This is a genomic window from Allosphingosinicella sp. (assembly GCF_036387615.1).
GTDB lineage: Bacteria > Pseudomonadota > Alphaproteobacteria > Sphingomonadales > Sphingomonadaceae > Allosphingosinicella.
Genome location: NZ_DASVTH010000025.1, coordinates 19,460 through 38,682, shown reverse-complemented (window position 1 = coordinate 38,682; position 19,223 = coordinate 19,460). Strand labels below are relative to the sequence as shown.

16 protein-coding genes are annotated in these 19,223 nt (G+C 66.8%); 6 read left to right on the top strand and 10 right to left on the bottom strand.

Annotated elements, in window-relative coordinates; all coding sequences use genetic code 11:
• The first annotated feature begins 123 nt into the window (after positions 1–123).
• Positions 124–1,263, top strand: a complete 1,140-nt coding sequence (gene dgoD / locus VF631_RS03525; protein ID WP_431848888.1) for a galactonate dehydratase — start codon at positions 124–126, stop codon at positions 1,261–1,263.
• Positions 1,264–1,339: 76 nt separating this feature from the next.
• Here the strand turns inward: dgoD and VF631_RS03520 are convergent, their stop codons facing one another.
• The 4 genes from VF631_RS03520 to VF631_RS03505 all read right to left on the bottom strand — a co-directional run bounded on the left by VF631_RS03520 (position 1,340) and on the right by VF631_RS03505 (position 6,547).
• Positions 1,340–1,663: a hypothetical protein gene (locus VF631_RS03520; RefSeq protein ID WP_431848887.1), complete on the bottom strand. Its 324-nt coding sequence runs from the start codon at positions 1,661–1,663 to the stop codon at positions 1,340–1,342.
• A gap of 118 nt (positions 1,664–1,781) precedes the next feature.
• Positions 1,782–3,062, bottom strand: coding sequence for a spinster family MFS transporter (locus tag VF631_RS03515; RefSeq protein ID WP_431848886.1), 1,281 nt, complete (start codon positions 3,060–3,062; stop codon positions 1,782–1,784).
• A gap of 103 nt (positions 3,063–3,165) precedes the next feature.
• A complete protein-coding gene (locus VF631_RS03510) occupies positions 3,166–5,700 on the bottom strand; it encodes a TonB-dependent receptor (RefSeq protein WP_431848885.1) in 2,535 nt (844 codons plus the stop codon).
• A gap of 10 nt (positions 5,701–5,710) precedes the next feature.
• Positions 5,711–6,547, bottom strand: coding sequence for an alpha/beta fold hydrolase (locus tag VF631_RS03505; RefSeq protein WP_431848884.1), 837 nt, complete (start codon positions 6,545–6,547; stop codon positions 5,711–5,713).
• 256 nt (positions 6,548–6,803) lie between these two features.
• On the opposite strand from VF631_RS03505, the gene VF631_RS03500 reads away from it, so the two are divergent.
• From VF631_RS03500 to VF631_RS03490, 3 genes are read left to right on the top strand one after another with little or no spacing between them, the layout of a single operon-like run.
• Positions 6,804–7,415, top strand: a complete 612-nt coding sequence (locus tag VF631_RS03500) for a TetR/AcrR family transcriptional regulator (RefSeq protein ID WP_431848883.1) — start codon at positions 6,804–6,806, stop codon at positions 7,413–7,415.
• Entirely contained in the window at positions 7,412–8,926 is a 1,515-nt protein-coding gene (locus VF631_RS03495) for an AMP-binding protein (RefSeq protein WP_431848882.1), read from the top strand. Before VF631_RS03500 ends, VF631_RS03495 begins: the two co-directional genes overlap by 4 nt.
• Positions 8,923–9,588 carry an HAD family hydrolase gene (locus VF631_RS03490; RefSeq protein ID WP_431848881.1) on the top strand — a complete coding sequence of 222 codons (666 nt, stop codon included), beginning with the start codon at positions 8,923–8,925 and terminating at the stop codon, positions 9,586–9,588. The genes VF631_RS03495 and VF631_RS03490 overlap by 4 nt, the downstream gene beginning before the upstream one ends.
• Here VF631_RS03490 and VF631_RS03485 read toward each other — a convergent pair.
• The 6 genes from VF631_RS03485 to VF631_RS03460 form a co-directional block, all read right to left on the bottom strand.
• Positions 9,561–10,055: a metallophosphoesterase family protein gene (locus VF631_RS03485; protein WP_431848880.1), complete on the bottom strand. Its 495-nt coding sequence runs from the start codon at positions 10,053–10,055 to the stop codon at positions 9,561–9,563. The genes VF631_RS03490 and VF631_RS03485 overlap by 28 nt on opposite strands.
• Positions 10,052–11,092 carry an alpha/beta fold hydrolase gene (locus VF631_RS03480; protein ID WP_431848879.1) on the bottom strand — a complete coding sequence of 347 codons (1,041 nt, stop codon included), beginning with the start codon at positions 11,090–11,092 and terminating at the stop codon, positions 10,052–10,054. Before VF631_RS03480 ends, VF631_RS03485 begins: the two co-directional genes overlap by 4 nt.
• 48 nt (positions 11,093–11,140) lie before the next feature.
• Positions 11,141–12,136: a DUF2891 domain-containing protein gene (locus VF631_RS03475; RefSeq protein ID WP_431848878.1), complete on the bottom strand. Its 996-nt coding sequence runs from the start codon at positions 12,134–12,136 to the stop codon at positions 11,141–11,143.
• Complete coding sequence (locus VF631_RS03470) at positions 12,137–13,084, bottom strand: DUF979 domain-containing protein (RefSeq protein ID WP_431848877.1); 948 nt, start codon at positions 13,082–13,084, stop codon at positions 12,137–12,139.
• Positions 13,081–13,764: a DUF969 domain-containing protein gene (locus VF631_RS03465; RefSeq protein ID WP_431848876.1), complete on the bottom strand. Its 684-nt coding sequence runs from the start codon at positions 13,762–13,764 to the stop codon at positions 13,081–13,083. Before VF631_RS03465 ends, VF631_RS03470 begins: the two co-directional genes overlap by 4 nt.
• 138 nt (positions 13,765–13,902) lie before the next feature.
• Entirely contained in the window at positions 13,903–17,463 is a 3,561-nt protein-coding gene (locus VF631_RS03460) for a hydantoinase B/oxoprolinase family protein (protein ID WP_431848875.1), read from the bottom strand.
• A gap of 105 nt (positions 17,464–17,568) precedes the next feature.
• On the opposite strand from VF631_RS03460, the gene VF631_RS03455 reads away from it, so the two are divergent.
• Positions 17,569–18,534, top strand: coding sequence for a radical SAM protein (locus VF631_RS03455; protein ID WP_431848874.1), 966 nt, complete (start codon positions 17,569–17,571; stop codon positions 18,532–18,534).
• On the top strand, positions 18,429–19,220 hold the full coding sequence (locus VF631_RS03450) for a TIGR04283 family arsenosugar biosynthesis glycosyltransferase (RefSeq protein WP_431848968.1): 792 nt from the start codon (positions 18,429–18,431) through the stop codon (positions 19,218–19,220). Before VF631_RS03455 ends, VF631_RS03450 begins: the two co-directional genes overlap by 106 nt.
• Positions 19,221–19,223 lie beyond the last annotated feature (3 nt).

Genomic DNA, 19,223 nt, shown 5'->3' with positions numbered 1-19,223 from the left:
ATCCGCCTTGCCACCACATTTCGTCATGCCGGACTTGATCCGGCATCCACCTTCTTGTTCAGCGAAGAAGATGGACCCGGGGGTCAAGCCCGGGGTGACGATAACGCGATAAGGAGCCAGCCCGTGAAGATCGGCCGCATCGAGACCTTCTACGTGCCCCCGCGCTGGCTGTTCGTGCGGGTCGAGACGCAGGACGGTGCGGTCGGCTGGGGCGAGGCCAGCCTGGAGGGCTGGGCGGAGGCGGTCGACGGCGCGTTCGAGGCGCTGCGCGATCGCTTCATCGGCCATGACGCGCGTCGGATCGAGGATATCTGGCAGGTTGCCTATCGCGGCGGCTTCTACCGCGGCGGGCCGGTGCTGATGTCGGCGCTGGCTGGGCTCGAGCAGGCGCTCTGGGACCTAAAGGGCAGGGCGTTCGGATTGCCGGCTTGGGAAATGCTGGGCGGCAAGGTGCGGGAGAAGATCCGCGCCTATGCCTGGATCGGCGGGGACCGACCGGACGATGTCGCAAGCGCCGCGCGCGCGCGGCGCGAGCAGGGATTCTCGGCGATCAAGATGAACGCCACCGCCGAGCTCGACTGGATCGGCACGCCGCGGCTGTTCGACGAGGTGCTTGAGCGCGTGCAAGCGGCGCAGGGCGAGGGTGTCGATGTCGGCCTGGACTTCCATGGCCGCGTTCACAAGCCGATGGCAAAGCAGCTCGCCAAGGCCCTTGAGCCGTTCGGACTGCTGTTCATCGAGGAGCCGTTGCTGTCCGAAAATGTCGAGGGACTCGCCCAGATCGCGAACCTCACCGCGACCCCGATTGCGCTCGGCGAGCGGCTCTACTCGCGCTGGGACTTCAAGCCCTTCTTCGAATCCCGCTCGGTCGACATCATCCAGCCGGACCTCAGCCACGCAGGCGGCCTGATGGAATGCCGCAAGATCGCCGCCGTGGCGGAAGCCTATGACATCGCCGTCGCGCCGCATTGCCCGCTGGGTCCGCTCGCGCTCGCCGCCTGTCTGCAGCTTGCCGCCTGCACGCCAAACGTCGCAATTCAGGAAATGAGCCTCGGCATCCACTACAATGTCGGGCACGACCTGTTGAACTTCGTCACCAACCAGGATGCGCTGTCGCCGGTCGACGGCTACCTGCCGATCCCGGAAGGGCCGGGACTCGGCATCGACATCGACGAGGCGGCAGTTCGCGAGGCGCACAAGGAGCGCCACCGGTGGCGCAATCCGATCTGGCGCCAGGCGGACGGCAGCTTCGCCGAGTGGTGAGTTCCAGCACATCGAGTGCTCCTGCGAAAGCAGGAGCCTAGTTCCGAAGTGCTTGATGCGTTCCTGCGCAGGAACGTCAGGCGACCATTCTTAGCCGACGCCCCCGGTTGCGCGGGGCATGTCCCGTAGCGCCGCGCTCGTCCGCGATGCGCGACTGCTCACGCTCCCGCGAGGCGCGGTAGGCATCCGCATAGCGCGCATCGCATTCCGCCTCCTCGGCGGTCTGCGGACGCTGGAAGGAGATAGAAAGCTTGCGCCCGAACACATCGTCGCCGCGCATCCGGACCTCCGCTTCTCGGCCGGCCGGCAGACCGTCCCGGATCTCGATCAGCCGCGCGATCAACTCGTCGAGCGTGCCTGGATTTTTGATGTCGATAAAGTCTTTGACTGAACGCGTCATACAAACCTCCCCCAGACCCCGGAGCACTAATAAACTGCGCCTGAATCCCGAAGCAACCGTTAACTTGGGTTATCCACAGCGCGCCTGTCCTTCGTCTGAACAGCTGTGTCCGCGTTGTTCAGCCGCGCCAGTCCCGCTTCAGCCGAGACGCCGCTACGAAATAGAGGAGCGAACTCAACAGGTAGAAGGCGAGCCCGTAGAGGATCGAGTAGCGCAGCGCTTCCTGCCCATGGGCCGCCGTCATCCGATCGGACATGAACCCTAGGAAAAAAATCCCGAAGCCGATCCCGATCAGGTTGTTGATGAACAGGAAGCTTGCCGATGCGGTCGCGCGCATATTGGGCGGTACGATGTGCTGGACCGCCGCGATCACCGGCCCCAGCCAGGCCAATGCGAGCATCTGCCCGACCGTGAAGAGCAGCCAGGCTACCGGCAGCGACGGCGCGAACAATCCAGCCGCGAACGTGGGTGCGGCGATCAGGAAGCAGATTGCGGGTATCAAAGCGTAGCTGCCGGGCCGGTCAGGGCCGGTCCGATCGCCGAGCCAGCCGCCCAGCAAGGTGCCGGCCACGCCCCCGACGAGCACGATCGATCCGTAGAACCAGCTCACCTCGATCAGTTCGAGCCCGAAGCTGCGGCTGAAGAACGAGGGCAGCCAGAAGATCAGGCCGTAGCCCAGGATCGACCCCGATGCCGCACCGAGCGAGAGGAGCCAGAAGCTGGGCGTTCGATTGAGAGTGGCGGCGACCGTCAAGAAGGGCGGCGCGGGCGCGCTCGCGCTGCCGTCAGCATTGTCGAACCCGCCCCGCACCGGCTCCGGGATGAGCAGCTTGACCAGCAAGGCCGCGGGGAGCCCGGCGAGACCGACGATGATGAAGGCCGATCGCCAGTCGAGATTGGTTGCGATCCAGCCGCCGAAGAAGACGCCGAGCGCCGATCCGATCGGGATACCCAGCGAGAACAGCGCGAGCGCCCGGGCGCGCCGCTCCTTGGGAAAGAAATCGGAAATCAGCGCGTAGGAAGGCGCGACGCCGCCCGCCTCGCCGATGCCGACGCCCATGCGGGCGAGGAACAGATGCCAGAAATTCTGAGCAAGCCCGCACAAGGCCGTGAATGCGCTCCACAATGCGACGGAGAATGCGATGATGTTGACGCGGCTCTTGCGGTCGGCGAGCCAGGCGACCGGGATCGCGATGCCGCTGTAGAATAGGGCAAATGCGATCCCGCCCATCAGGCTCAGCTCGGTATCGCTGAGCTTCAGCTCCGCCTTGATCGGCACCGCCAGGATGCCGATGATCTGCCGGTCGATGAAGTTGAAGATGTAGGCGAGCAGGAGAACGGCCAGCACACGCCCACCGGCACCCCTGGCAGACTGATGCGCTTCATTATCCAGCTTCATGATCGCTCACCGCCGTCACCCCCGGCTTGATCCGAGGTCCACCTTCCCAAGCGCCCCAACAGGAAGGTGGATGCCCGATCAAGTCCGGCATGACGGCCGTGCATCAGAAGTTCAGACCCAGTGTGAGGAACACCTGGCGCGGGTTGCCGTAGAAGGCAGTCACCACGCCCTCCCGACCGAGCGACGAGGCAACGCCCGGCCGGTTGAAGTTGGCCGATGCTGGAGACACGGAAAGAACAGGCACACCCGTCACCGGATTGACCGTGAGGAACTGATAGCCCGAGGTGATATACTGCTTGTCGGTGATGTTCTTGGCGTGAATGCCGATCGTGAACCGGTCGCCGGGGCTGGTATAGACCAGGCTGGCATCCCACAGCGCGTAGCCGGGCTGATCGAGGAACGGACTCGGCGTCTCGAACTGGAAGGTCTTGCTGCGATAGGAGACGGTCGTGTTGGCGTTCAGTTCACCGCCGCCTTCCCCAAGCGGCGTCGAGTAATCGAGCGTTCCGGACACGGTCCATTTGGGCGTATTCTGGATGCGACGGAAGTCGGCAACGTCCACCGGCCTCGCCGCCGTGCCCGGCGCCGGATTTCCGCTCGCGTCGAAATTGGCGACGTTGGTGATGAACTCCTTGTACTGGGCGTCGAGGTAACCGAGCGTGCCGGTGAAGTTGAGCCGCGATCCGGCAACGCCCAGATCCCTGGCGAGGGTCGCCACCGCTTCGGCTTCGAAGCCTTTGAAATTCGCCTGGCCGGCATTGGTGGTGACGCCGACGAAAGTCGGGATCCCGTTCACCACCGCGCCCACCGAGCCGGGCACCTGTACATCCTGGTAGTCCGCGTAGAAGCCGGCCAGCGCGAGCCGGAGCCGCCGGTCGAACAACGAGGCTTTGTAACCAAGCTCGTAGCTGTCGACCTTCTCCGGATCGAACAGGAAGTAATCGAAGATCTCGTTCGCCTCCCGCGTCCCGTTTGCATTGAGATCGGGCGCGACGGTGGACAGGCCGCGCGGATCGAAGCCGCCGCCTTTGAAGCCCTTTGAGTAGCTCGCATACAGCGTGTTGTCGTCGTCCGGCTGGACGCTGACCGACGCGCGCGGCGTGAATTCCTTGAAGGTTTCCTCGCCGGCGAAATCAGAAGTGAGCGCTCCGACTTGTCGACCGGTCGGGTTGGTCGCGCCGAACATGCCATTGATTGGGCCACCGCCGAGCTCGGGCGAAGGTCCGCCGCGCAGGTTGCGCCGGATCACCACCGCCTGGCGTTTGTCGTTCGTATAGCGCCCGCCCAACGAAAGCTCGATCTGCGGGGTTACCTTGTAAGTGAAGTCGCCGAACACGGCGAAGGTCTTGGTGTCGACGTCGCCGAAGGTCGAGGCGGTGAAGCCCGGAACGCCGATGAGGGCGCCGGTCGTGCTGAGGATCACGTCGAAGATATTGTTGGCGTTGGCGTCCAGATAGTAGACGCCGGCGACGCCTTGCAGTTGCGATCCTTCATAGACGATCTGAAACTCGTTCGAGAACTGCTTGTTGCGGTAAATGGCGGGCACATCGACGTCGGCCGCCGGAAGCGCGTCGAAGTCGATCGGGGTGCGGCTGCGGTCCTTGCGGTAGGCCGTGATGTTGCGCAGCATGAACTCTTCACCGAGCTTCAGCTCGATCCGCAGCGCACCGCCATAAGCCTCGATGTCCTGCTTCGGGGTATTGAGCCCGGCACGGGTGTCGTAAACGTCGTCTAGCACGGGGGCGCCGCTCAACAGACTTGGGATCAGTCGATGGCCGTTGCGCGGGTCGCTCTTGTCCCTCGTGTAATCGCCGGAAAGGCGGATGAAGAGATCGGGCGTCGGATCGAGCTCGATCGTGCCGCGCGCCGCGTACAGATCGCGGTTGTAGTTCTCCAGACCTTGAATGTTCAAATTGTCGCCGAACCCGCCGCGGCTGAGGCGCGCGCCGGAAGCGCCGATACGGATGCCCTCACCGAGGGGCGTGCTTGCCGTCAGGATCAGGTCCGCCTGCTTGTAGGTGCCAAGGTTGGCGCGAGCGCGGATGGTCGGATCATCGTCGAGCCGGCGGGTCACATATTTGATCGCGCCGCCGATGGTGTTGCGGCCGTAAAGCGTGCCCTGCGGCCCGCGCAGCACCTCGATGCGCTCGACATCGTAAATATCGAGCACCGCGGCCTGCGGGCGGTTCAGGAAGACATCGTCCAGGTAGATGCCGACACCCGCTTCGAAGCCGGCCACCGGATCCTGCTGGCCGACGCCGCGGATGAAGGCGGTCAGCGTGGTGTTGGTGCCGCGCGAAGTCTCCAGCGTGACGTTCGGCGTCGTGTCGGAGATGTCCGTGATGTCGAGCGCGCCTTGACGCTCCAGCGCCTCACCGGAGTAAGCGGTCACCGCGATCGGCACGTCTTGCAGGCTTTCCGCACGGCGTCTGGCGGTGACGACGATGTCGGTATCCTGGGTGGCGCCGTCTTCGCCAGTCGCCTCGTTGGCTGCAACCGCCTGCTGCTCGGAGGAGGCGGCGGTGCCGGCCGGCTGTTCCTGCTCCTGAGCGACCTGCGCCCAGGCGGGAAGGGCGGCGCCGAGCGCAAGCATGGCGGTGCCGATCCTCAAACTCAGTCGAAACGTGCTGCGGGCCATATCTTCTCTCCTATGCAAGCGTGCCGACTTCGTGCCCGACGGCAAGTCCCGCGGCGAAGTCGATGATCCGTTTGTTGAAAAGCTCGGGTTCTTCGAGATTTGGCGCATGGCCGGATCGGCCGAACTCGACGATCCGGGCGCTCGGCAGCGCGCTTTCCAGATACCGCGCCGTGTCGGGCCCGTAGAGATAGCTGTGCGCCCCGCGAAGGATCAGCGTCGGCTGGCTGATGCGGGCCAGCAACGGCCGATAATCCTGCTCGGCAAGCGAGGCCCACAAGGTGCTCATCGCGCGATTGTCGTTGCGCGCGAACTCGGCTCCGGCCCAGGCGGCGAGCTCCGCCTCGCCGTCGGCGATCGGCGGGGCGAGGACGGCGGTTCCCGCGGCGTGAGCGAATGCGGCGAAGTCGTCTCGGAAGGCAGCCGCGCGCGCCTCAACCAGCTCCGGCGCAAGGCCCAGGGTCCATCCGCCCTCGTTCAAGACCTTCGGCGTCATGTCGACCACCACTGAGCCGGCGAAGCGCGCAGAGACGCGTCCGGCGAGCAGCGGCCACGCGATCGCCGCTCCAAGCGACCAGCCGACGACGATCGCCCCTTGCAGATCCAGCGCCTCTGCGAGCTCCTCCGTGTCGCGGACCAGGCGATCCACCGTGACGGAGCGCGGCTCGGCGCGCGACTCCCCGTGGCCACGAAGGTCTGGAGCGATCAGGCGAAAATCTTCGGACAAGGGCTGCTGCGCCGCCCAGAAGCCGCCATGCGCCATCAGACCGTGGAGCAGCAGCAGCGGCCGCCCGGCGCCTTCCGCCCGATAATGAATGCGGACACCGTCCGTCGCGGTGAACTCGGCCAATCATGCCCCCTTCGCGAGTCGGGTCTTGACCCATCCTCGCGGCCACAGATTGCTCTACTCTGAAACATGAGTCAATATTCAACTCTGCACGAATGCTTCCTCCGGGCCTGCTATCGAGGCATGCTGAATCCAGGACGATTCGGCGGGAGGGGTATGAAGACCGACTCGAAAAGCGGCCGTTCATCGACGTCGCCGCACTGGCCAGGCGGCGGCGTGATGCGCAATGTCCCGAACTTCATGAACTTCGGCGGTCGGAATGGCTGATCCTGCGATGGTTCCCGCCGACAAGAGCCCGCGCACCGAGCGTGGACGCAAGACGTTGCGCCGCCTGCTGGAAGCCGCCGCGTCGGAATTTGGCGAACGCGGCTTCCACGAAGCGGCGATCACCGGCATCACCCAGCGCGCCGGCGTCGCGCTCGGCACCTTCTACACCTATTTCGATGGGAAGGAGGCGCTGTTCCGGGCGCTCGTCAGGGACATGAGCCAGACGACCCGAGCCCATGTCGCCGAAGCGGTGCGCGGCGCTCCCGACCGCCTCACTGCCGAGCGGCTCGGCCTGGAAGCCTTCATCGGCTTCGTCCGGCGCCACCCCGAACTTTACCGGATCATCGAGGAAGCGCAGTTCGTCGCCGAGGATGTCTACCGCGAACATTATCTGACCTTCGCCGACGGCTACAGCCGCAACCTTGCTGCGGCTCGCGGGCGGGGGGAAATAGCCGAAGGCCCGGATGAGCCGCGTGCCTGGGCTCTGATCGGCATGAGCGTCTTCCTGGGCATGCGTTATGGATTGTGGAAAGATGATCTGTCGCCCCGCCAGGTCGCGACCATGGCGATCGATCTGGTTTCGGAGGGGCTGAGGAAACGGTGATCGACCAAATTCCGGACATCACCGCCAAGCGCGCCGAGCTTTCTCCGAACAGCGTGGCGTTCGAGGAGGTCGCGACCGGGCGCGTGTGGAGCTACGGCCAACTCGATCACCGCGCGGGCCAGCTCGCTTCGCTCCTCGCGGCCCGCGGGATCACGCCGGGCGATCGCGTCGCAATCCTTTGCCGCAACCGGGTGGCGTTCTTCGAGCTGCTGTTCGGCTGCGCCAAGCTCGGCGCCATCCTGGTCCCGCTCAACTGGCGTATGCCGCCCGCGGAGTTGGCCCAGCTTGTGGCCGACGCCGCCCCAAGCCTCCTCCTGTTCGGCGCCGAGGACGAAGCGGCCGCTGCCATGCTCGGCATCGAGCGGATCGGTCTCGACCTCGATTACGAGGCGACGCTGGCCGTGATGCAGCCGTACCCGGCCCGGGCTCACTGGCCGGCCGCCGACACCTGGTATCTGCTCTATACCTCGGGCACGACCGGAGCTTCCAAGGGGGTCATCTACACCTACCGGATGGCGCTCGCGAACTACGTCAATCTGCGCTCGGCCATTGATCTGCGCTCAACCGACAGCACGGCCAATTTCCTTCCGCTGTTTCACACCGCCGGCATCAACCTCCATGCGTTGCCGACCCTGCTTGCGGGGGGCAGCGTGCTTGTCCTGCCCGGCTTCGACGAAGAGGCCTTGATCGCGTTGTTCGAAGCCCGGCGTCTGGACGTCTTTTTTGCGGTGCCAGCGGTTTACCAGGCGTTGCTCAGCCATCCTCGGTTCGCGACGCTACCGCTGGACGCCGTCCGCCACTGGGGCTGCGGCGGCGCGCCGCTTCCCGACCAACTTGTCGAGCGCTGCCGCGCGCTCGGCATCCGCGTCTGCAACGGCATGGGGATGACGGAAACAGGGCCGACCGCCTTTCTCATCGACCCGGCCGACGCCTGGGATCGGATCGGCTCTGTCGGCAAGCCCCAGCTGCTGTGCAGCGTCCGGATCGTCAACCAGGCCGGCCGTGACGTGCCCGATGGGGCGGAAGGTGATTTGCTGTTTGCGGGGCCTGGCGTCACCCCAGGCTACTGGCGCAACCCGCAGGAGACGGCAGCCGCGTTCACCGCGGACGGCTGGCTCCGCTCCGGCGACATCGCCCGGCGGGACGAGGACGGCTTTTGCTACATTTCGGGCCGCCGCAAGGAGATGTTCGTGTCCGGAGGCGAGAACGTCTTCCCGGCCGAGGTCGAGAATGTCCTGTGCGCCCATCCGGCTGTCGCGGAGGTGGCGGTGGTCGCTGCGCCCGATCCGAGGTGGGCCGAGGTCGGCCGCGCCTTCATCCTGCCCATCCCTGGCGTTGCAGCGCTCGATTATGTGGAGCTTGAATCCTTCTGCCGCGCCCGCCTCGCGCCGTACAAGGTGCCCAAATATTTCGAGATCGTCTCCGACTTTCCGCGCACCGCCGCCGGGAAGATCAGGAAGCATCTGCTGGTGGAGGAACCTCAGCCCCTGCGGGCGATTGGCGGTCGATGATCAAAGCGGTTCTTTTCGACGTCGACGGCACCCTCATCGACAGCAACGACCTCCACGCCGCCGCCTGGCGCGAGGCCTTCCTCCACTTCGGCGTCGACCTGCCGCACGATGTCATCCGCAGTCAGATCGGCAAGGGCGGCGACAATCTGATCCCGGCCTTGCTCCCGCCCGAGCTCGTGGAAGCGCGCGAGGAAGAGATCGACAGCTACCGATCCGACCTGTTCAAACGCGATTATCTGCCGCGGGTCGTTCCGTTCCCAGGCGTTCGTGACCTGTTCGAGCGGCTGCGCGCCGATGGCAAGCGCATCGTGCTCGCGTCCTCGGCAAAGGCGGAAGAAGTGCATTTCCACCTCGGCGTAATCGGGGCGGAGGATCTGGTCGAGGCGACCACCTCGGCCGACGACGCCAAGCATTCCAAGCCCGACCCGGATATTTTCGCCGCCGCAATCGCCAAGCTGTCCCCGCTCGGGCCCGGAGACGTGGTGGTCGTCGGCGACTCGCCCTACGACATCCAGGCTTCGGCCAAGCTCGGCATCCGCTCGGTCGGTTTTCTCTCCGGCGGCTTTCCGGAGGAGGTGCTCCGCGATGCCGGCGCCGCCGAGATCTACGACGGCCCGCAGGACCTGCTCGCCCGCTACGACCGGTCCTTGCTGAGCAGCTGATCGAGCGTCACCGGCCGGAAGCCGCGGGCATCGGCCCCGACATCGTACTGGCGGGGCAGGGGCTTCATCTGCCCGTGGCTGTGACCATGCAGGTTGATCGCGCCGCGGTGTTGCCCGTTCCAGCTCCGGAACGGGTAATGGCACAGCACCAGCAGCCGATCGCCGATCCGGAGCTCATGATAGTCGTGGACGCTCGCCCAACCTTCGGCCTCACAGGTGCCGGGCGGATCGTTGTTGCCTCGGATCAGATGCTTAGCGCCGTGAAGTCGGGCGAGCAGGTCCGGCACCTCAATGGCGCGGCGCGCCACGTCGCCCAGGTGCCAGACCTCGTCTTCCCCACCGACGACCGCATTCCAGCCGGCCACCAGCGCTTCGTCCATCTCGGCGACCGATTCGAACGGCCGCTTGCCGATGTTGAGCGTCCGGTGATCGCCGAAATGGGTGTCGCTGGTGAAGAAGAGCGTCATTCGTGCCGGTGCGGCCAGGCCTCCTCGATCGCCTCGGCAACTTCGTCGGTCGCAGTGTAGTGGACCATGTGGCCGGAGCCTTCGATCAGCCGCAGCTTGGCCTGGGGCAGCGCATCGGCAAAGCGCTGCGTCTGCGACTCGGGCGTGACCATCAGGTCGCCGGCGCCGGCGACCACCGTCACAGGAAGGTCGAGCTGTGCATAACGGGGGCTCAAGGTCGCCGCTGCCGGGATCATCAGCGCCGCCTCGGCCGCACTCGCCCGGATTTGTGACGGCCGGAGCGACATATCGAGCGGGAAAGCCGCGAAGCTGTCCGGGACGGGCGCGGGGCTGAAAACCTTCTTGACCACCGCCGGGCTCGTCGCCGCGCCGAGCAGAGGCGAGACCGTATAGCGCATCACGTCTCCGACTCCCGGCACCGCCGGCGGCGAGGCGAGCAGCACATCGCCGCGCACGCTCGGATAATAATATCCGCCAAGCAGAACGATGCCGGCCAGCTTGCCCGGGTTGTCGAGCGCCAGCGCCAGCGTCACCAGCGTTCCCCAGCTGTGCCCGACCACCAGCGGCCGCTCGATCCCGAGCTGCGCCAGCGCTACCGCGATCAGCCGCGCCTGCGCTTCGGCCGTCCAGACGGTGGAGCGCGGCCGCTCGCTATGCCCGAAGCCGGGCCGGTCGAAGGCGATCACGCGGTGCTTGAGCGCAAGCTGGTCGAGCAGACCGCTCGCCACCCAATCCTGCGCCATGGCGCCGTTGCCGTGCAGCAGCACAATCGGCTGGCCTTGTCCGCTCTCCAGATAATGCAGCTCGACCCCATCCACCTCGATGAATTCGCCGAGCGGCGGATTGTCGGCTTCGGCCCGTCGGGCGCGAAGCTGGTTGTAGACGGCGGTGGCGGCAAGCGCAGTGACGGCGGCCGCGCCAGCGCCCCACTTCCAGAGGTTGCCCGACTTGCTCGATTTCTCCCGCCTCGCCGGGCGCTCCGCGGGGCTCGAATGGACGTCGGCTTCGATCGGCGGATTGACGGCTTCGTTCAGCATGCTTCTTCCTTTAAGTTGCCCGGCGAACGATTGTGCACTGCAATAAGTTCAACCCGCCTCCAGCGCGAGCAAGGCGAAGGTGGCCAGCCAATGCTCGCCCATATAGTCGCCGGCGACGTGGGGCAGGCTGGCGGCGAGATGCGCCTCCGCCGTGGCCCGGGCCTGCTCCGCGAGGGCCGGCTCCAGCGCATCGGCCAGCTCCGGCCAGCACCATGCCCGGCACAGGTTGAACCCGTCGAGATGCGCGATCTTGCCGTCCGAGCGGTCCGACACCGCGGCCGGGTTGAACAGGCTCCGCGGCTCGCCCGCGGCAAGCTCGGGCAGGAACCCGCCCAGCCAGACCCGGAACGGCTCCTCGCCGAGCACGCGGCGCATGCACAAAGCCTCGACCAGCGCGGAGGAGAGGAAGTCGTCCCCGCTCGGCTCCCAGCCCGGGCAGTTCCAGTCCTCCCCATACCAGGCCGCCGCCCGCTGCCGGATCAGCCCGGCGAGCGGGGGATGCCAGTCCTGCGCCCACTCAAGCGCGAGGATCAGCGCGAAGGCAGTGTTGAAGTGGGTGCCGGTGCGGATCGGGTAGGTGAGCTTGGGCAGATAGGCCATGAACCGCTCCGCAAAGGCGAGGGCGAGCGGCTGCAGCGCCTGCGCCCAATCCTGCCGGTCCTGGAGCGATGCCTCCCGGTGCAGCGCCAGCAGCCACGCCCAGCCATAAGGGCGCTCGAAACCGCCCGTATAGGCCCGGTCCAGATAGGCGAGTTCGCCCGCGACCTTGCCGATCGTCAGCATCTCGTCGGCAAGCTCCGCGACGGCCGCCGCCTCGGGCAGCTCCGGAAACAGCCGCCGGATGCGAAGTAGCAGCCAATAACCGTGCACGCAGCTGTGCCAGTCAAAGCTGCCGAAGAAGATCGGATGCAGCGCGCGCGGGCCGGCCACATCCTCCGGCCCGTCCATCACATGATCCAGCTTGTGCGGATATTCCTGGCCAACATGGCCGAGCGCGATCCGCGCGAAGCGTCCCGCGTTCTCGGGAGTAAGACTGTGGGGCATCTAGAACGCCAGGAAGTAGATGAGGAGGATGTTGACGAGGAGCAGGGGCAGGGCAGTGCCGATCTGCGCCTTGATGACGCCGTTCTGGTCCTTGAGCTCGAGCAAGGCCGCGGGCACGATGTTGAAGTTCGCCGCCATCGGCGTCATCAAAGTCCCGCAGAAGCCGGCAAGCATGCCGATCGCGCCCACCACTGCCGCATCGCCGCCATAGCCCTGGATCAGCAGCGGGACGCCGATCGCTGTGGCCATCACCGGGAAGGCCGCGAACGCGTTGCCGGTGAGGATGGTGAAGATCGCCATGCCGAGACCATAGGCGATCACCGCCGGCAGCACCGTTCCTTCCGGGATCACGGTCAGCACCAGACCGCCTATCGTCTTCCCCACCCCCGTATCGGCGAGCACCAGCCCGAGCGCAGCCAGCATCAGCGGAAGGACCGCCGCCCAGCCGACCGCGTCGATCAACCGCCGGCCCTCGTCGAGCGGCGCCAGCGGCGGCGGCTTCAGCCACGCGAAGATGAGCGCCAGCGCCAGCAGCACGCCGAGGCAGAGCAGGATGAAAGTCTCGCGGTTCGGCTCGAACAGGCCGGTCCCGTGCAGCGGTGTGTAGAGGTAGAGCAGGGTTCCGGCCACGGCGGTGATCAGGACGACGAGGATCGGGAGGAACAGCTTGTTGCCGTAGCGCTCGCCTGCGGCCGCCCGGTCCGCCTCACCTGTCGAGGGTGCGCCCCTGCCGATCAGCTTCAGTGTGGCGAGCGCGGCAAGGCCGAGCACCAGAAATCCGTTGGCGACGTCGCCGAGCCGGTGCCCCGCGACCAGGCTCAGCGCCACGAGGCCCCAGAAGGCGGCGTTGCCGAACCGCTTCGGATTGGTGCGGTCGAAGGCGCTGAGCAAAGCCCACGCGCCAAACAGCCCGCCGACGAGATAGAAGACATGCTGGATGGTGATCACCGCAGCGCCTCCGCCGCTCGTCGCGCGAGCGTTCGATCGAGGAGCAACAAACGCGAGCCATGGATGAGAAAGGCCGCGATCGCGGTCGGGATCGCCCAAACCGCCAGCTGCAGCGGCGAGAGGAAGATGTCGTAAGCCTCCAGGGTCTGCTGGATGAGAACGATGGAGCCGATCGCGAAGAAGATGTCCTCGCCGAAGAAGAGCCCGACATTGTCGGTCGCGGCGGCATAGGCCTTGACCTGCTCGCTCATATGTTCGTCCAGCTCGGCCTGTCGCTCCGCCGCTGCAACCGCCATCGGCGCCACCAGGGGACGCACGGTCTGGGGATGGCCGGCGGTCGAATGGAGCCCGATCGCCGAGATGATCTGCCGGTAGAGCAGGTAGAGGATGAGCAGCCGTCCAACGGTCGCTGCGCGAAAGCCCGAAATCACCGCACGCGCCCGCTGCTGCAGCCCATAGCGTTCAAGCAGCCCGATGACCGGCAGCACGACCCAGGGGATGATGATGATTCGCGCATCGTTGAACGCCTTCCCGAGCTTGCCGATCACCTCGATGAGGTCGAAGCCGGCGAGGAGCCCCGTCGTCAGCGCCGCGGCGGGCACGACGAGCATCGGATTGAACCTCAGCGCGAAGCCGACGATCACGACCAGGATGCCGAGCAGGGGGAGGTATTGGCTCACGCAAAAATCCTCCCCGGGACGGGGAGGGGGACCAGCCGCAGGCTGGTGGAGGGGGCCCTCCACGCGCGCCGCCCTGCACTTGGCCCCCTCCACCGCGCCGCTTCGCGTCGCGGTCCCCCTCCCCGTGCCGGGGAGGAACTAAGGTCGTCCATATCCGCCTCCACCTGGCGTTTCGATGACGAACAAATCGCCCGGCTGCATCTCGGCAGAGGCAGTCGCACCGAGCGTCTCCTCCGTCCCATCCGCCCGAACGATTCGGTTGACTCCTGGCGTGGCATCCTCGCCTCCGGCAAGCCCGGCCGGAGGCACCTCCCGCCGGTTCGACAGGATGTTCGCCCGCATCAGCGCGCGAAATCGTACGTGGCGGACCGTGCCGTCGCCGCCGCGATGCGCGCCGGCGCCGCCCGACCCGCGCCGGACCGCGAACCGCTCGAGCAGCACGGGAAAGCGGGTCTCCAGGATCTCCGGATCGGTCAGGCGGCTGTTGGTCATATGCGTCTGCACCGCGCTCGCGGCGTCATGATCCGGCCCCGCGCCCGCGCCGCCGGCGATCGTCTCGTAATATTGGCGGGCCTCGTCGCCGAAGGTGAAATTGTTCATCGTGCCCTGGCTCGGCGCCAGCGCTCCGCAGGCGGCGAACAGACAATCGGTGATCACCTGGCTGGTCTCGACATTGCCGGCCACGACCGCCGCCGGATAGCGCGGGTTCAGCATCGATCCTTCGGGCACGATCAGCGTGATCGGGCGCAGGCAGCCGTCGTTCATCGGGATCGCATCGTCCACCAGCGTTCGGAACACGTAAAGCGTCGCCGCGCGGCAGATCGAGAGCGGCGCGTTGAAGTTGTTGGGCTGCTGCGCGCTCGTGCCGGTGAAATCCACGATTGCCGACCGGCTCACCGGATCGACCGCGATGCGGACCGAGACCTGCGCGCCATTGTCCATCCTGTAGGTGAACGCACCGCCCGAAAGGCTCGGCAGCAGGCGACGCACGGCTTCCTCCGCCGTCGCCATCACATGCCCCATATAAGCGTCGATCACGTCGCGCCCGTACTCGCCCGCAACGCGCCGGAGCTCATTCGCCCCGCGCGTGCAGGCGGCGACCTGCGCCTTCAGGTCCGCGATATTCCGGTCGGGATCGCGGGCCGGCCAGGCTCCGGACGCGAGCAGCGCCCGCATCTCCGCCTCGCGGAACCGCCCGGCATCGACGAGCAGTTCATTGTCGATCAGCACGCCTTCTTCATCGACCGTGCGGCTGTCCGGCGGCATCGATCCCGGCGCGATCCCGCCGACATCGGCGTGGTGGCCACGCGCCGCGACGTACCAGGCGGGGGACCCTTCGCCGACCAGGAAGACGGGCATAATCACCGTGATGTCCGGCAGGTGCGTGCCGCCGCGATAGGGCGCGTTCAGCACGTACACGTCGCCCGGCTTCATTCCGCGCCCGTCGCGGGCCCCGCCGCGCGCCGCGATGATCGTGCGGATGCTGTCGCCCATCGAGCCCAAGTGGACGGGAATGTGCGGAGCGTTGGCGATCAGCGCGCCTTGCGCGTCGAACAGCGCGCAGGAGAAATCGAGCCGCTCCTTGATGTTGACGGAAGACGCCGTGTTCTGGAGCGCGACCCCCATCTCCTCCGCAATCGCCATGAACAGATTGCCCATGATCTCCAGCGTCACCGGGTCGGCGTCGGTGCCCGCGCGGGTGGCCGCCCGGGGCGAGGATCGGGTGAGGATCAGATTGCCGAGCGGATCGACCTCCGCCTGCCATCCGAACTCGACGACGGTGGTGGCGGAAGGGTCGATGATCAGGGCAGGGCCGAAAATCTTGGCGCCGATAGTCAGTGTGGCGCGGTCATGCAGATCCTCCCCGGGACGGGGAGGGGGACCGCCGCCGTGGGCGGGGGTGGAGCGGGCCTCGCGCGCGCACTGCGGGTCTCCTGACCCCCTCCACCAGCCTTCGGCTGGTCCCCCTCCCCGTCCCGGGGAGGACCTTGCCTCCACAATTGCCGTCTCGATCACGATCGGCGCGTCGGACGCGAAACCGAACCTGCCGCGGTGCAAGTTCACGAACTCCCGCTCCATCTCCGGCCCGACCGGCACTTCCAGCGCCGTATCGCTGCCCTCGTACCGCAGCGCCGCGCGGAGACCGATCTCGATCCGCTCGGCCCCCTGTGCCCGGAGCGCCGCCTCGGCCTCGTCCGCCAATTCGGCGAGCACCGGCTCCAACTCCGCCCCGCCCACCGTCCGCTGCCTCAACTCCGTGATATCCGCCAGTCCCATGCCATAGGCCGAGAGCACGCCGGCCAGCGGGTGGATCATCACCCGCTCCATGCCGAGCGCGTCCGCCACCAGGCATGCATGCTGCCCGCCCGCGCCGCCGAAACATTGCAGCGTGTAGCGGCTGACGTCATGGCCGCGTGCGATCGAGATCTGCTTGATGGCGTTCGCCATATTCTCGACCGCAATGCGGATGAAGCCCTCGGCCGTGTCCTTCACGCTCAGGCCCGCCGCCTCCCCGATCTCCGCGCAACGGGTGCGCGATGCTTCCGCATCGATCGGCTGATCGCCGTCCGGGCCGAATGCAGCCGGGAAATGATCGGGCCTGATCTTGCCGAGCACGACGTTGCAATCGGTGACGGTCAGCGGGCCGCCGCGGCGGTAGCAGGCCGGGCCGGGCACCGCGCCGGCCGATTCCGGCCCCACCCGGAAGCGCCGTCCGTCATAATGGCAGATCGATCCGCCGCCCGCCGCGACCGTGTGGATCTGCAGCATCGGCGCGCGGACCCGCACGCCCGCCACCATCGTCTCGGTGGTGCGCTCGTAGCTGCCCGCATAGTGGGACACGTCGGTCGAGGTGCCGCCCATGTCGAACCCGATCACCTGGCCGAAGCCGGCCTCCTCGGCCGTTCGCGCCATGCCGACGATCCCGCCCGCCGGCCCCGACAGGATCGCGTCCTTGCCCTGGAAGGCGCCCGCGTCCGTCAGCCCGCCGCTAGACTGCATGAAGAACAGGCGCGCACCGGTATCCAGCCCGGATACGACCTTGTCGACGTAGCGGCGCAGCACGGGTGAAAGATAGGCATCGACGACCGTCGTATCGCCGCGCCCGATCAGCTTGATCAGGGGGCCAACTTTGTGGCTCACCGACACCTGCGTGTACCCGATTTCGCGGGCGAGATCGGCCAGCACGGCCTCGTGCGCGGTCCAGCGCCAGCCATGCATCAGCACGATCGCGATTGCGCGAAAACCGGCGGAGAAAGCGTTCGAAAAAGCCTCGCCTGCGCTCTCCAGCTCGAGCGGACGGAGCACTTCGCCCTCGGCGGTCATGCGCTCGTCGATCTCGATCACCCGATCATAGAGCGGCTCCGGGAGCACGATGTTGCGCGCGAAGATGTTCGGTCGGGCCTGGTAGCCGATGCGAAGCGCGTCCGCGTGGCCGCGCGTGATGGCGAGGACCACAGGCTCGCCCTTGCGCTCGAGCAGGGCGTTGGTCGCGACGGTGGTACCCATCTTGACCGCCTCGATCGGCCCACCGCCATGCTCGGCCATGAGCCGGCCGATGCCCTCAACCGCGGCATCCTCATAGCGCCCTGGATTGTCGGACAGGAGTTTTGCGGTGAGCAGCCGGCCGTTCGGCGCCCGGGCGACGATGTCGGTGAAGGTGCCGCCGCGATCGATGAAGAAGGACCAGCTTGCGCTCATGCTATCGAGCGTTGCCTCTGATCATGGCGCTCCACAACGTGAAAAGCAGCACCTGCCAAAGCCGGCGCATGGCGCCTGCGAGAAAACTTGGCTAGGGGCGGAGGGGTGATCGATGCCGCCGAAAAGCCTTCAACGTCGCCGTTCGCCGTGTCAGGCTCGCGGCCGCTCGACCCGGCCAAGTTCCGCGATCCGCTCGTCACCGCAAAGGGCGAGCCTCGCGCCCATGTCGATCTCGATCGGCTGGATACGCTCTGGATCAATACCGGCACGCTCTGCAACCTCGCTTGCAAGACCTGCTACATCGAAAGCTCGCCTACCAACGACGCGCTCGTCTACCTGACCTTGGCCGAGGTCGACGCCTATCTCGACGAAGCCGAAGCCATGGGCACGCGGGAGATCGGCTTTACCGGGGGCGAGCCGTTTATGAACCGCGACATGATCGCCATGCTTCGTTCCGCACTCGACCGCGGGTTCGAGGTGCTGGTGCTCACCAATGCGATGCGGCCGATGCGCCGTTTCGAGGACGCGCTGAAGGCGATCCGGCTCGCGCATGGCGCCCGGCTCACCATGCGGGTCAGCCTCGATCACCACACGGAGGCGGTGCACGAGGGGGAACGTGGTTCCGGCACCTGGGCCAAGGCGCTGGACGGCCTCCGGTGGCTGTCGGACCACGGTTTCCGTATCGCCGTTGCGGGCCGCAGCCTGGCTGGTGAGAGTGAAGCCGAAGCCCGCGCGGGTTATGCACGACTGTTCCTCGCCCACGGCCTGCGCGTCGACGCCGGCTTGGTGCTTTTCCCGGAGATGGACGCGAGCGTCGACGTGCCGGAGATCAGCACCGGTTGCTGGGGCATATTGGGCGTGCCTCCGAGCGCTATGATGTGTGCGTCCAGCCGCATGGTGGTGAAGCGCAAGGGAGCCGAACGGCCGGTCGTCGCCGCCTGCACCCTGCTTCCCTACCATGACGAATTCGCGCTCGGGGCGACGCTCCGCGAAGCAAGTGGCCGCGTCATGCTCAACCACCCGCACTGCGCCCGCTTCTGCGTGTTGGGCGGCGCGAGCTGCTCCGGCTGAAGCTGTCGGTCGTCATCCCGGCGCTGAACGCCGCCCGGACGTTGCCGGAGTGCCTGGCGGGGCTCGAAGGCGCAATCGACGAGTTGATCCTGGTGGACGGTTGTTCCGGAGACGAAACGGTTGCGATCGCGCGCGCCGCTGGCGCCCGGGTCGTGGTCGCCCCCAGGGGCCGGGGCTCGCAGCTCCGCGCGGGCGGCGAGGCGGCATTTGGCGATTGGCTCCTCTTCCTCCACGCCGACACCCGCCTCGGGCTCGGTTGGAGAAGTGCCGTTGCGCGCCACCTTCGGCAACATCCAGCCCGCCCCGCATGCTTCCGCTTCCGGCTGGACGATCCCGCGTGGCAAGCCCGGCTCATCGAACGCGGCGTTGCCCTCCGGGTCGCTTTATTTGGCCTGCCCTATGGCGACCAGGGCCTGCTCGTCCCGGCTGCGCTCTATCACCGCGTCGGTGGCTACCGCTGCCTGCCGCTGATGGAAGATGTCGATCTGGCCGGCCGGCTCGGCCGCATCCATATGCTGGAGGCCGACGCGCTAACCAGCGCCGAGCGCTGGCGGCGCGATGGCTGGCTGCGGCGTTCGGCGCGCAACCTGCTCTGCCTCGGTTTCTACCGGGCAGGCGCGAGCCCGGAGCGCGTGGCGCGCCTCTATGCGGGCGCCGAGAGTCAAAAGGCCGCCCGCGTAAGATGAGGC

What these genes read in the sequence shown, in the direction of transcription:
- VF631_RS03520 (WP_431848887.1), bottom strand. Translation starts at nt 1,663, where the DNA reads ATGACGCGTTCAGTCAAAGACTTTATCGACATCAAAAATCCAGGCACG.
- VF631_RS03515 (WP_431848886.1), bottom strand. Translation starts at nt 3,062, where the DNA reads ATGAAGCTGGATAATGAAGCGCATCAGTCTGCCAGGGGTGCCGGTGGG.
- VF631_RS03510 (WP_431848885.1), bottom strand. Translation starts at nt 5,700, where the DNA reads ATGGCCCGCAGCACGTTTCGACTGAGTTTGAGGATCGGCACCGCCATG.
- VF631_RS03500 (WP_431848883.1), top strand. Translation starts at nt 6,804, where the DNA reads ATGGCTGATCCTGCGATGGTTCCCGCCGACAAGAGCCCGCGCACCGAG.
- VF631_RS03490 (WP_431848881.1), top strand. Translation starts at nt 8,923, where the DNA reads ATGATCAAAGCGGTTCTTTTCGACGTCGACGGCACCCTCATCGACAGC.
- VF631_RS03485 (WP_431848880.1), bottom strand. Translation starts at nt 10,055, where the DNA reads ATGACGCTCTTCTTCACCAGCGACACCCATTTCGGCGATCACCGGACG.
- VF631_RS03480 (WP_431848879.1), bottom strand. Translation starts at nt 11,092, where the DNA reads ATGCTGAACGAAGCCGTCAATCCGCCGATCGAAGCCGACGTCCATTCG.
- VF631_RS03475 (WP_431848878.1), bottom strand. Translation starts at nt 12,136, where the DNA reads ATGCCCCACAGTCTTACTCCCGAGAACGCGGGACGCTTCGCGCGGATC.
- VF631_RS03460 (WP_431848875.1), bottom strand. Translation starts at nt 17,463, where the DNA reads ATGAGCGCAAGCTGGTCCTTCTTCATCGATCGCGGCGGCACCTTCACC.